The organism is Streptomyces sp. NPDC055078, assembly GCF_053607985.1.
In genome coordinates, this window is sequence record NZ_JBSGUP010000217.1 from 1 (window position 1) to 11,833 (window position 11,833).

An 11,833-nucleotide genomic window follows, 5' to 3' on the forward strand; every position below is an offset into this window, starting at 1 on the left:
GGTCACCGGCTGGACGGGGTCGACCGACGGCGTGGTCCTGCGCGCCCGGGGCGTCGAGACCGTACGCCTCGGCCCGCAGACGAAGCCGGCCGCCGACGATCCGCGTCGCGATGAACTGTCGCTGGCGCAGCTGGCCGCCTACGCACGCGTCTACCGCCGGCTGTTGACCGAGCTGCCGTCGTAGCCAGGCGAACCGCCCGGCCGCTGTTCCCGGCCGCTGTCTCCGGCGCTGTCCCCGTACGGTCAGCGGCGGCGCAGTGACGGGTCGAGCAGCGCGGGCGGAGTGTCGTTCTTCTCGTGCGGGGCGAGGTCGGTGCCGGGGGTGACGATGGCGTCGATCGCGTCGAGTACGTCGGCGGTGAGCACGGTGTCGGCGGCGGCGAGCTGGGAGTGCAGGTGGTCCGGGGTGCGGGGGCCGATGAGCGCGCTGGTCACGCCGGGGTGCGCGGTCACGAAGCCGAGGGCGAGCTGGATCATCGTCAGACCGGCTCCGGCGGCGACCCCGGCCAGTTGCTCGACGGCGTCGAGCCTGGCCCGGTTGGCGGGGATGGTGGTGTCGAAGCGCTGCGGCATGAACGCCGAGCGGCTGGTGGTGATCTCCTTGCCCGCGCGGATCGCGCCCGACAGCCAGCCCGAGGCCAGCGGGCTCCACACCATCACACCGAGCCCGTACTCCTCGGTCGCGGGCAGCACATGGGTCTCGATGCCGCGCTGCAGGATCGAGTAGCTGGGCTGTTCGGTGACGTACCGGCCCAGCTGGTGTTCGCGGGCGGCCCACTGGGCCTGCACGATGCGGTGGGCCGGGAAGGTCGAGGAGCCGAAGTAGCGGATCTTTCCCGCGCGCCGCAGGTCGGTCAGCGCCGACAGGGTCTCCTCGTCGCTGGTGTCCGGGTCCCACCGGTGGATCTGGTAGAGGTCGACGTGGTCGACGCCGAGGCGGCGCAGGCTTTCCTCCAGCGCGGTGACCAGCCAGCGGCGCGAACTGCCCCGGCGATGGCGTTCGTCACCCATCGGCATGGTCGCCTTCGTGGCCAGCACGATGTTGTCACGGCGGCCCGCGATGGCCTTGCCGACCATCTCCTCCGACTCGCCGCCGCTGTACACGTCGGCGGTGTCGATCAGGTTGATCCCCGCCTCCAGGGCGGCGTCCACCAGGACGGTGGCCTCCTCCTGGGTGGTGCGCCCGATCCTCCCGAAGTTCATCGCGCCGAGCGCGAGGGTGCTGACCTGCACACCGGTGCGGCCCAAGGTGCGGTACTGCATGACCGTGTCTCCTCAATGCGGGTGAAGCGTGGTGCCTTGCATGGCGTGGCTGCCGGGCCCTGCTCCGGCATCACAAAAAAGCGGAACCCCGTTCCGGAACGATACGGAACGAGGTTCCACTTTTGCAAGCGACGGGTGGAAGGCACTTGTCGACGTGTGGGGCACGCCAGGGTGCGGGAGACCCGACCGGACGCCGCGCGCCCCGCCCGCCGGGCGGACGGCGCTACTTTCGCAACACGGCCTCACCGTGCTGGATCCATGTGGTCTTGAGGGCCGTGTAGTTGTCCATGGCGTGCCGGGACAGGTCGCGGCCGAAGCCGGATTCGCGGAAGCCGCCGAACGGGGTGGTGACGGAGAGGGCGTCCACCGTGTTGACCGAGACGGTGCCGGCCACGAGCCGGGAGGACACCCGGTGGGCCCGTGCGAGATCCGATGTCCATACGGACGCGGCCAGGCCGTACCGTGTCCGGTTGGCCAGGGTGACGGCCTCCTCTTCGCTGGTGAAGCGCGCCAGTACCGCGACCGGGCCGAAGATCTCGTCGCGGTGGAGGAAGTGATCCGCGGGTACGTCGGTGACGACGGCGGGTGTGAGGTAGGCCCGCGACCCGCCGATGGTCGGACGTTCCCCGCCCGCGAGTACGGTCCCGTCACGGGCGGCACGCCGGATGGCGTGCTCGACGTGGTCGGCGTGACGGTGGGAGACGAGTGCTCCGGTCCCGCTCGCCGGGTCGAGGGGATCGCCCGGCCGGTAGGCCCGGGCCGCTTCCAGGAAAGCCGCGAGGAAATCGTCGTAGATCTCGTCCTGGACGAGGATTCTGGAGTTCGCCGAGCACACTTCGCCTTGGTTGTAGTACGCGCCGAAGGCCGCTTTTTGCGCGGCGAGCCGGAGATCGGCCGTATCCGCGAAAATGAGGTTGGAACTCTTTCCGCCGGCCTCAAGACTGAGCCGTTTCATATTGGAGCGACCGGAATACGACAGCAGGAGTTTCGCCACTTCGGTGGAGCCGGTAAAGGTCAGTGCGTCGACGTCGGGGTGCAGCGCCAGTGCCTCGCCGGCGACCGGGCCCGGGCCCGGCACGACGTTGAGGACGCCGTCCGGGATGCCGGCCTCCAGAGCCAGGTCGCCGAGGACGAGTGCGGTGAGACTCGACTCCGGCGCGGGTTTGAGCACCACGCTGTTGCCGGCGGCGAGCGCGGGCGCGAGCTTCCATGCCGCGATCTCCAGCGGGTAGTTCCACGGCACGATCGCACCGACGACTCCCAGGGGTTCACGGGTCACCAGCGCGGTGGACCCCGGCGGTGTCGGGGCGATCTCATCGGCGAGTTTGTCGGTGAGTTCCGCGTACCAGCGGAAGGTCGCCACGGCGCCGGGCACGTCGACCGTCGCGGACTGGGACACGGGCTTGCCCATGTCCATCGACTCCAGGAGGGCCAGTTCGGTGGCGTGGGACTCGATCAGATCCGCCAGCCGCGACAGCGCCCGCTTGCGTACGTCCGTGCCGCACGCACTCCACGCCCCCGTGGTGAAGGCGCGCCGGGCGGCGGTGACGGCTCGGTCGATGTCCGCGGAACCGCCTCGGGCGATCTCCGCGATCACGCGGGTGGTGGCCGGGTCGACGCTGTCGAACGTCGTGCCGTCGGCGCTGTCGACGCGGGCGCCGTCGATGACGGCGCGGCCGTCGGGTGCGGCGGCGTCGCGCAGTGAGCGCCAGTCCGTCTCTTGGGGTGCGGTGGTCATCGGTGGGCTGTGTCCCCTTCGGCGCCGCGGAAGAATCCGTGCACGGAGCGCGGCCGTGGTTCTCCGGCTCGGCTCGCCTTCCGACCGTAACGCCGAAGCCGTGCCCGCGACCCCAGGAAAAAGAGCTGCACCGCATCGGATTCGTTGATGCACAGCTCGCTCCGACGGAGAACGGGAATCCATGTTCCCCTTGCGGCCGTGGCTATCAAAGAAGCGGATTCACTGCACCGGAAGCCGGTATTTTACAGGCGCTGTCCGGGATTGCGATGCTGCCGGCAGGACGACGAGAGGAGGCCAGCGGATGGCCAAGCGATCCGCAACGGAGATGGCAGCGGAATCCGCCGATTCGGACCGGGAATTCCGTGACTCCTTTTTCAGGAGTACGGGCTCCGCCGCGACCGGTGTGACGGTCGTGACCACGGACGGCGCGGCGGGCCGCGGCGGTCAGACGGTCAGCGCGATGGCCGCGGTGTCGAACGATCCGCCGATGGTGCTGATCGCGCTGCACGGGCGAAGCCCGGTGCGGGAGCAGCTCACCGTGAACGGTGTGTTCACGGTCAATGTCCTGGGGGTCCAGCACGACCATGTGGCCGACACCTTCGCGGGCCGGCCCTGGCCGGGCAAGGAGAAGTGGGATTTCACGTGTGGAACGTGGGTGGCCGAGTCCGGCCGCCCACCGTATCTGCACGACGCCATAGCGGTGTTCGAGTGCGCGGTGGCCGAAACGCTGCGGACCGGCACCCACACGGTGTTCGTCGGCCGTGTCTCCGGCATCACCCGGAACACCGGAACACCGCTGGTCTACGCCGCCCACGCGTACCACGGACTCACGGCCATCGATCCGTCCACCTTCGACGGTCTTCCCGAAGCACAGCCCCAGCCCCGAGTGAGGAAGCAACCGTGATCCGTACCGGCGACGAGTACCGAGAGTCGATCAAAGACGGCCGGGAGGTGTGGATCGACGGCGAGCGCGTCAAGGACGTCACCCTGCACCCCCAGTTCAGGCCGATCGTCGAGGTGCGGGCACGCATCTACGATCTCGCGCATGAAACGGCCTCCCAGGAGGCGATGACCTACGTCGACGAGGCCACCGGAGAGCGCAACGCGATCGCGAACCGGCTCCCCCGTACCCAGCAGGACTGGTGGGACAAGCGTGCCGCGGTGGATCTGGTCCAGCGTGCGGCCGGTGGCCCGGTCACCCGGGTCGGCGACGAGACCATCGGTGAGATGTGGTCGCTGTTCGACGGCCAGGACGTGCTCAACGAGGTCGACCCGCAGTTCTCCGCCAATATCCGCCGCCACCTCGATCACGCGGTGCGGCGCGATCCCTTCCATGTCTCGGCGAACACCGATCCGAAGGGGGACCGGTCCAAGGCTCCCCAGGACCAGGACCCGGACATGCTGCTGCACGTCGTGCGGGAGACCGACAGCGGCATCGTCGTCCGCGGCGCGAAGTACGAGACCGCCGCCGCGTACTCCAACCAGGCGTTCACCAAGCCGACGATCGCCAACTGGGGCAACAGCGAGCTGTCGGACTACGCCGTCGGGTTCGTCGTCGACATGGGCTCGCCCGGCCTGAAGTACATCTGCCGTACGGGCTTCGCGGGCCGCCGGACGGCGGCCGACCACCCCCTGGCCAACCGGGTCGACGAGGTCGAGTCGCTGGTGATTTTCGACGATGTGCTGGTCCCCTGGGAGGATGTGCTGTTCTACCGCCACACCAGGGCGGCGACCTTCATCCGCTCCACCCTGCACCGCTACAGCGCCTTCCCCTTCGTGCAGCGGACGCTGCACCTGGCCGACCTCATGATCGGCGCCGCCCTGTGGAACGTGAAGCAGACCGGTCTTGAGCGGCAGCAGGCCGTACAGGAGAAGCTCGCCGAGCTGGCGGTCTACCGGGAGAACATCAACGCCCACCTGACCGCCTCGATCGCCCTGGCCGAGACCAGCCCGGGGGGTCTGCTGATGCCCAACCAGTCCCTGCTCTACACGGGCCGGGTCACCGCCCTCTCCCAGCTGCCGCACATGATGCACATCGCCCGGGAGCTGTGCGGCGGGCAGATCTGCATCACCCCGGACGCGGCGACCTTCGCCAACCCCGAGGTGGGGCACTGGCTGGAGAAGTACTACACCATCAACGACCAGTGGGTCGCGGACGACCGCCGCAGACTGCTGGCGTTCGCCCGCGACCTGCTCAACAGCGACTACGCCGGACACCGCCTCACCTTCCAGCTCTTCGCCCAGTCGCCGCCGTTCGCACAGCTCGCGGCGGTCTACCGGAACTTCGACTTCGACGGGCCGCTGGATCTCGTCAGGTCCGCGGCCGGTCTGTCGGACAACATCGGGGGGCGGTCGGTCGCATGACCACACACCATAGGATCCGGCCGTTCAACACCAGGGACACCTACCCCGAGCAGAGCCTCGACAACGACCTCTGCCAGGCCGTGGTCGCCGGTGGCGTGGTCTATCTGCGCGGCCAGATCGGACAGGACCTCGAAACGTACGAATCGGTCGGCATCGGCGACGTCGGGGCACAGGCCGACAGAGCCATGCGCAACATCAGAACACTGCTGGACGAAGCCGGCAGTTCGCTGGAGGACATCGTCAAGGTGACGGTCTATCTCGTCGACCCGCGCCATCGCGAGGTGGTCTACCGGACGGTGGGGAGGTGGCTCAAGGGCGTCCACCCGGTCTCCACCGGAATCGTGGTCAGCGCCCTCGCCCGCCCGGAGTGGCTGGTCGAGATCGACGCCACCGCGGTGATCAGCCGAAGGGACCCGGCATGACGTTCTCCATCCTCGCGACCGATACGACCGGTGCCATCGGCGCGGCGATCTGCTCCTCGTCACCGGCGGTGGCCGCCCGCTGCCTGAACCTGCGCGACGGTGTGGGCGGGGCGAATTCGCAGAGCGTCACCGACCCCCGGCTGGGGCCGCGGCTGCTGGACCTGCTCGGACAGGGACTGTGTGCCGAAGAGGCTCTGTCGAGCGTCGTCGCCGCCGAGCCGAACGCCCGGTACCGCCAGTTGCTGGTGATCGGCGCCGACGGGCGCTCGGCCGTCTTCAGCGGGCGTCAGGCCCTGGGAGTGCACGGCGAGGCACAGGGGCCGAGGTCCGTCGCGGCCGGCAACCTGCTGGCCGGCCCGAACGTTGTACAGGCCCTGGTCGAGGGCTTCGAAACCGGCACGGGCGATCTGGAACTCCGGCTGCTGAACGGGCTGTCCGCCGCACTCGCGGCAGGCGGCGAGGCCGGACCGGTGCGCTCGGCCGGAGTGTCGGTCGTCCGCGACGCGGGCTGGCGGGTCACCGACCTCCGCGTGGACTGGCACGATCAGCCGGTCCACGAGCTGAGGCGGCTGCTGGAGCTGTGGCTGCCCCAGCGCGAGGACTATGTCACCCGGGGCATCGAGCCCTCCCGGGCACCCTCCTACGGAGTTCCCGGTGACGAGTAGCGCCCGGCAGGCGGCGGCCCGATCGGTCGCCGAGCACCGGAAACCGCTGGTGACCCTGGCCGAGACGCTGCACCGCCACCCCGAGACCGCCTGGGAGGAACACCGCGCCGCCCAGTGGGTGGGCAACGCCCTGCACGACATCGGGTTCCGCGTCACCGCCCGATATCTCGGCCTCGACACCGCACTGCACGCTGTGTCGGGCCGGGGCAGCCGGCGGATCGCCCTCGTCGCCGAGTACGACGCGCTTCCCGGCCTCGGGCACGCCTGCGGCCACAACCTGATCGCGGCCATCGCGGTCGGCGCCGCCGGTGCCCTGGCCCGGGTCGCCGACGACCTCGATCTCCAGGTGGAGGTCTACGGCACACCCGCGGAGGAAGGCGGCGGCGGAAAGATCGAGCTGCTCGACCGGGGTGCCTTCCACGGCCTCGACCTGGCGATGATGGCGCATCCCGGACCGGTCGACGTGGCCGAGGCCAGGCCGTTCGCGGTGACCCACTCCCGTATCCGCTACGAAGGACAGGCGGCGCACGCCGCGGCCTATCCCGAGCAGGGGGTCAACGCCAACGACGCCTTCGTTCTCGCACAGGTCGCCATCGGTCTCCTGCGCCAGCAACTGCCTCCATCCGTGCGGGTGCACGGGATCATGACCCGGGGCGGCGAGGCGCCGAACGCGATTCCGCAGACCACCGAGGGCCGCTGGTACATCCGCGCCGACACACTGGCGGAACTGGCGGAGATCGAGCCGAAGGTGCTGCGCTGCTTCCAGGCGGGGGCGCTGGCCTCGGGGGCCGAGCTGACGGTCGTGCCCGAGAGCCGGCCGTACGCGGAGTTCCGCAACGACGAGCGCGCTCTGGCGCTGTACCGCGAGAACGCCACACGGCTGGGCCGCCGGTTCGACTCCTCGCCGGCCGCCGCGCGTATGAACCGGGCATCCACCGACATGGGCAACGTCTCCCAGGTCGTGCCCGCGATCCACCCCTACATCGGCCTCGGCTCACTGCCCGCCACCAATCACCAGAAGGAGTTCGCCGCGCACTGCGTCGGTGACGACGCCGAACGGGCGCTCCTCGATGCCGCCACCGCACTGGCGCTGACCGGAATCGATTTCGTGACGACCCCGCCGGACCAAGCACCACGGGAGAACCGGGCGGCCGGACCATGACCGTCGCCACCCCCGGGTACGAGGACCGCGACGGGCGCCCTCGCGGTCTTCGGCGGACTCACCGGTCCGCAGTGCCTCGCCGGAGGCTCCTGGGCGCCCCTGGGCGCCGACGGCTCAGGCGGCTCAGGCGGCGCCCTGCGCACGTCGGGAGACCGCCGCCGCGCAGGCGTCGGCCAGCGCGCGTGCGCGGACGGTCGGGCGCACCTGTGCCATCCGCACCAACACGATGGGCAGGGGCGCGACCTCGTCCAGCAGCGGGACGGCGGCGACGGACCGCCCTCCGTAGGTGGTCGCGAACGCCGGACGCTGGTTGAGCACGGCATAGCCGTGGCCCTCCGCCACCAGGTCGCGCACCGTCTCGTAGCTGGAACTGCGGTAACGCACCCGGGGTTCGACGCCCGCGGTGTGCAGCAGGCTCTCGAAGTACGCGGTGCTGTGCGGGATATCGAGGATGATCATCGGGTCGTGCTCCAGTTTCGACAGGTGGACGCCCGAAGAGCCGGCCAGCGGATGATCCGTGGAGAGGATGACATGGGGCGGGGCGGCCCCGATCCGGCGGCGTGCCATGTCCGGGCCCAGCCCGAGGTCGTACATCAGGGCCGCCTCGACGGTGCCGTCCCGCAACTCGGCCAGGAGGCCGGGGGTGCCCTGCTCGCGGACCCGGACGTCGAGCCGGGGGTAGCGGCGCGCACACATGCTCAGCAGCGGCGGGACCACGAACGGTGCCAGCGTGACGAAGCATCCGAGCGCGATGTCGCCGCTGACCGTGTCCGCGATGTCCCGCGCGGACTCCTGAAGGTCCGCGGCATGGGCGAGCAGGGCCTGAGCCTCGGTGTACAGGCGCTGGCCCGCGTTGGTCAGCTTCAGCCCTCGTGCGTGCTGGCGGATGAACAACCGTACGCCGAGGGACCGTTCCAGGGCGGCGACGGCGGACGACACGGCGGACTGCGCGACCCGCAGCTCGGCGGCGGCCGCCGTCATGCTGCCCGTGGACGCGGCGGCGGCGAAGTAGCGGACCTGCGCGAGGGTGAAATCGGCCATGTCGCTTCCTAACCTTTCGTCAGCACCGACAGCAGAGGGCCGCAGGGGGCCGTGGGGGGCCTTGGGGCAGGGGCCCCGAGGGCGTCGAGCAGCGCGGCGGCCTTGGTCTTGACCTCGGCGAGTTCCTCGGTGGGCACGGACTGCGCGGTGATCCCTCCGCCGGCCCCCACGCGTGCCGATCCTCCGGACACGATGATCGAGCGGATGACCACCGCGAGGGTGGCCGAGCCGTCGAGGCCGAAGTGCCCGAGTGCCCCCGAGTAGATCCCGCGCGGCCCGGATTCCCAGCGCGACAGCAGGTCCACCGCCCGGTGCTTGGGCGCTCCGGTCATGGAACCGGGCGGGAAGCACGCCAGCACGGCGTCCAGCGCGCTCACCCCGCCGCGCAGCCGGCCGCGCACCGTCGATACCAGTTGATGCACGTGGGCATAGCTGTGCACCGTCAGCATCTCGGGCACGGTGACGCTCGTCGCATCACAGACGCGGTTCAGGTCATTGCGCATGAGATCGACGATCATCACATTCTCGGCCTGTTCCTTGTCGCTTCCGGCCAGTTCCCGGGCCAGGAGGCGGTCCTCGTCGGCGGTGCGCCCTCGCGGCCGGGTGCCCTTGATCGGGGAGGTGGTGACCGTCCCGTCGGCGGTGATGGACAGGAACAGTTCCGGGGAGGCGCTGAGGACCGCGACGCCGCCGATACGGACGAAGGCCGCCCGGGGGGCCGGCGAGCCTCGGCGCAGCCGCCGGTAGGTGTCGAGGTCGTCGGTGACCCCTTCCACGCCGGCCGACGTGGTCAGGCAGAGCTGATACGCGTCGCCGGACCGTATCGCCTCCTGGCACCGTGCGATGAGCCGCAGGTAGTGCCGGTCGTCGTCGGCCCAGCGGGCCGGGCCCCGCCGCGGCGCCGGGGGCGGCTCTCGCTCCGCCACGGCACGGCCGGTGGTCCCCGGCGCCCGGACGGCGGCGCCCTGTCCGGTCCACCAGCGCAGCATCCGTTCCTGCCAGGGTGTGTCACCGGTGGTCCGGAGCAGATCGACACAGCCCCGCTCGTGGTCGAAGACGAGCGCACGCCGTACCCGCAGGAACGCGAGGTCGGGATGGTGCGGGTCGGCCAGGCGCCGCCCGCGCCCGGCATCGCCCGCCGCCAGTGTGGCATCCGTGGCGCCGTAGCCGATCCAGCCGTACCAGCCGAGTGTGGCGGCAGCGTCGGGGGCGCCGGGCGCGGCGGGCACGGCGGGAGTGCTGGGCGCGGCGGGAGTGGCCGACCGGGTCGCCCCGGCGGGGCGACCGGCCGAGCGCAGCCGGGCCAGGGCTCCGGCGAAGCCGCCGGCGTCACCGACCGAGGCGACCACGGTCTCGTCACCCCAGCCGAGCACACTGCGGCCGGTGGATGCCTGGTACCCCGCGTCGATCCACGCCAGGTCGGCGGCTCCGCCCTGTGCCAGGGCCACGGTCTCCGGGGAGAGCCACCCGGGCAGACGCACGCGGACGACGCCCTCGGCGGCGGAACGGCAGCCGGTCATGTCGGTGTCCCCTGCGGGTCTGCCGCTGGAGCCGGGTGCGGTCCGCCGTCCGCAGGCCCGGGGCCTGCCCTGTGGTCTTCGCCCGGGCCGTCGGGGAGGACGGGGGCGCCCGCCTGCCCGTAGCCGCGCATCAGGACCAGGTACAGGGGACAGGTGACGATCAGGCCGACGATCCAGGAGACATCGATCGAGTTCAGCGCCCTGGCCGCGGGCCCCGTGTACATGGTGGTGCTCAGGAAGGGGATCTGCACGGCGATGCCGACGACGTAGGAGATGATCGCCGGACCGTTGAACCGGCCGTAGCGGCCACCGTCCCGCTCGAACATCGCGGCGATGTCGTAGTCGCCGTGCTTGATCACGTAATAGTCGATCAGGTTGATCGCGGTCCACGGGATGAGGACGCACAGCAGCACGAGCAGGAAGTTGGTGTAGTTGCCGAGGAAGTCGCCCTGCCCGGCGAGAGCCATCACCATGGCCACCGCGAAGATCGCCGTCGATGCGGCGGCGCGGGCGCCGGCGCCCGGGGTCCATCGCTCGAACAGAGTCTGGCCGACGGTGATCGCCGACAGAGAGCCGCAGTACACGAACATCGCCGACTGCGAGACCAGAGCGATGCTGAAGACGACGATGACGAGGCCGCTGATCCCACCCGTCAGGGTGGCCAGACCCGCGACGGTGTCGGAAGTGGTGAGCGCCGCTCCGATCAGGGCGCCGAGCGCCATCGGCAGGATCGCTCCGAGGACAGCGCCCCAGTAGGTGGCCCAGAAGGCGGAGCGTACCCCGGTGTCCTTGGGCATGTAGCGGGTGTAGTCGGAGACGAACGGGGCACAGGCGATCAGCCACAGGCTGGCGAGTGAGAGCGCGCCCATGAACCCCACCGCGGTGAAGGTGCCGCCGGTCCAGGTGTCCGCGGCCACCCCGTTGACACCGATGGCCCAGACGAACGCGAGGACCAGTGTGACACCGGCGACGACGCTCATCAGGCCGGCGAGCCGGTGGATCAGCCGGTAGCCGACGGCGGCGGCGATCAGGGAGACGGCTCCGATGAAGACGATCGACGGTGTGACACCGACCGAGGTCAGCGCGGCGATCGACTGTCCGCCGAGTACGAGGTTCGACGCGAAGAAGCCGATGTACATGATCACGACGAGGACGATCACCAGCAGGCTGCCGTAGGACCCGAACTGCGCCCGGGTCTGCAGCATCTGCGGCACACCCGTCTGCGGGCCCTGGGCGGCGTGCAGCGCCATCACCACACCGCCGAGCAGACAGCCGGTGAACAGTGCGGTCACCGCCACCCACCAGGGGAGGCCGTAGACGGATGTGGCGACGAATCCCGTGGCCGCCGCCGCGAGGGTCAGTCCCGTGCCGAACCAGATGGTGAACATCTCACGGGCCTTGCCGTGCCGCTCAGCGGCCGGAATGAACTGCACGGTTCGTGTTTCGATGGCCGGGTTGGCTTGGTGTTTCAACGACCTGCTCCCTTGTGTCTGCGGCGATGCGCGGCATCGGCCGGGTGCTCGGTGACCCCCGTCCCCCGGAGCGTGTCGTGCCGGACAGGTGGTCGGGCCGGCAGCCCCGGAGTGGTATGTGATCGCGGTCGTCGCCCGACACCCGGTGGCAGCCGGTCGGCAGCACCCCGGTGACCGGCGTGGGTC

Annotated in this window: 11 protein-coding genes; 6 read left to right on the top strand and 5 right to left on the bottom strand. The window is 70.5% G+C overall.

Going from position 1 to position 11,833, the window contains the following annotated elements; all coding sequences use genetic code 11:
• A partial coding sequence (locus tag ACWF94_RS19450) for a hypothetical protein (protein WP_453489493.1) occupies positions 1–184 on the top strand: 184 nt, incomplete at its 5' end.
• Positions 185–243: 59 nt separating this feature from the next.
• Here the strand turns inward: ACWF94_RS19450 and ACWF94_RS19455 are convergent.
• Both ACWF94_RS19455 and ACWF94_RS19460 read right to left on the bottom strand, forming a co-directional pair.
• Positions 244–1,263, bottom strand: a complete 1,020-nt coding sequence (locus tag ACWF94_RS19455; RefSeq protein ID WP_453489496.1) for an aldo/keto reductase — start codon at positions 1,261–1,263, stop codon at positions 244–246.
• A 223-nt stretch (positions 1,264–1,486) separates the two neighbouring features.
• The gene (locus tag ACWF94_RS19460; RefSeq protein WP_453489499.1) at positions 1,487–3,001 is read right to left on the bottom strand and encodes an aldehyde dehydrogenase; all 1,515 of its coding nucleotides are present in this window, start codon (positions 2,999–3,001) and stop codon (positions 1,487–1,489) included.
• A gap of 301 nt (positions 3,002–3,302) precedes the next feature.
• Here ACWF94_RS19460 and ACWF94_RS19465 point away from each other — a divergent pair, with 301 nt between their 5' ends.
• The 5 genes from ACWF94_RS19465 to ACWF94_RS19485 are packed head-to-tail and all read left to right on the top strand — an operon-like array spanning position 3,303 to position 7,614.
• Positions 3,303–3,905 (top strand): flavin reductase family protein, encoded by a 603-nt coding sequence (locus ACWF94_RS19465; RefSeq protein WP_453489502.1) that lies wholly within the window; start codon positions 3,303–3,305, stop codon positions 3,903–3,905.
• Entirely contained in the window at positions 3,902–5,365 is a 1,464-nt protein-coding gene (locus tag ACWF94_RS19470; protein ID WP_453489505.1) for a 4-hydroxyphenylacetate 3-hydroxylase family protein, read from the top strand. Before ACWF94_RS19465 ends, ACWF94_RS19470 begins: the two co-directional genes overlap by 4 nt.
• Positions 5,362–5,787 (top strand): RidA family protein, encoded by a 426-nt coding sequence (locus tag ACWF94_RS19475; RefSeq protein WP_453489508.1) that lies wholly within the window; start codon positions 5,362–5,364, stop codon positions 5,785–5,787. The genes ACWF94_RS19470 and ACWF94_RS19475 overlap by 4 nt, the downstream gene beginning before the upstream one ends.
• Positions 5,784–6,452, top strand: coding sequence for a DUF1028 domain-containing protein (locus tag ACWF94_RS19480; RefSeq protein WP_453489511.1), 669 nt, complete (start codon positions 5,784–5,786; stop codon positions 6,450–6,452). Before ACWF94_RS19475 ends, ACWF94_RS19480 begins: the two co-directional genes overlap by 4 nt.
• Positions 6,442–7,614 carry an amidohydrolase gene (locus ACWF94_RS19485; RefSeq protein WP_453489513.1) on the top strand — a complete coding sequence of 391 codons (1,173 nt, stop codon included), beginning with the start codon at positions 6,442–6,444 and terminating at the stop codon, positions 7,612–7,614. The genes ACWF94_RS19480 and ACWF94_RS19485 overlap by 11 nt, the downstream gene beginning before the upstream one ends.
• 123 nt (positions 7,615–7,737) lie before the next feature.
• On the opposite strand, the gene ACWF94_RS19490 is transcribed toward ACWF94_RS19485, so the two are convergent.
• The 3 genes from ACWF94_RS19490 to ACWF94_RS19500 are packed head-to-tail and all read right to left on the bottom strand — an operon-like array spanning position 7,738 to position 11,647.
• Positions 7,738–8,655, bottom strand: coding sequence for a LysR family transcriptional regulator (locus ACWF94_RS19490; RefSeq protein WP_453489516.1), 918 nt, complete (start codon positions 8,653–8,655; stop codon positions 7,738–7,740).
• Between the two features lie 8 nt (positions 8,656–8,663).
• Entirely contained in the window at positions 8,664–10,175 is a 1,512-nt protein-coding gene (locus tag ACWF94_RS19495) for an anthranilate synthase component I family protein (RefSeq protein ID WP_453489519.1), read from the bottom strand.
• Positions 10,172–11,647 carry a purine-cytosine permease family protein gene (locus tag ACWF94_RS19500; protein WP_453489522.1) on the bottom strand — a complete coding sequence of 492 codons (1,476 nt, stop codon included), beginning with the start codon at positions 11,645–11,647 and terminating at the stop codon, positions 10,172–10,174. Before ACWF94_RS19500 ends, ACWF94_RS19495 begins: the two co-directional genes overlap by 4 nt.
• Positions 11,648–11,833: the final 186 nt, after the last annotated feature.

What these genes read in the sequence shown, in the direction of transcription:
- ACWF94_RS19495 (WP_453489519.1), bottom strand. Translation starts at nt 10,175, where the DNA reads ATGACCGGCTGCCGTTCCGCCGCCGAGGGCGTCGTCCGCGTGCGTCTG.
- ACWF94_RS19490 (WP_453489516.1), bottom strand. Translation starts at nt 8,655, where the DNA reads ATGGCCGATTTCACCCTCGCGCAGGTCCGCTACTTCGCCGCCGCCGCG.
- ACWF94_RS19465 (WP_453489502.1), top strand. Translation starts at nt 3,303, where the DNA reads ATGGCCAAGCGATCCGCAACGGAGATGGCAGCGGAATCCGCCGATTCG.
- ACWF94_RS19480 (WP_453489511.1), top strand. Translation starts at nt 5,784, where the DNA reads ATGACGTTCTCCATCCTCGCGACCGATACGACCGGTGCCATCGGCGCG.
- ACWF94_RS19460 (WP_453489499.1), bottom strand. Translation starts at nt 3,001, where the DNA reads ATGACCACCGCACCCCAAGAGACGGACTGGCGCTCACTGCGCGACGCC.
- ACWF94_RS19455 (WP_453489496.1), bottom strand. Translation starts at nt 1,263, where the DNA reads ATGCAGTACCGCACCTTGGGCCGCACCGGTGTGCAGGTCAGCACCCTC.
- ACWF94_RS19475 (WP_453489508.1), top strand. Translation starts at nt 5,362, where the DNA reads ATGACCACACACCATAGGATCCGGCCGTTCAACACCAGGGACACCTAC.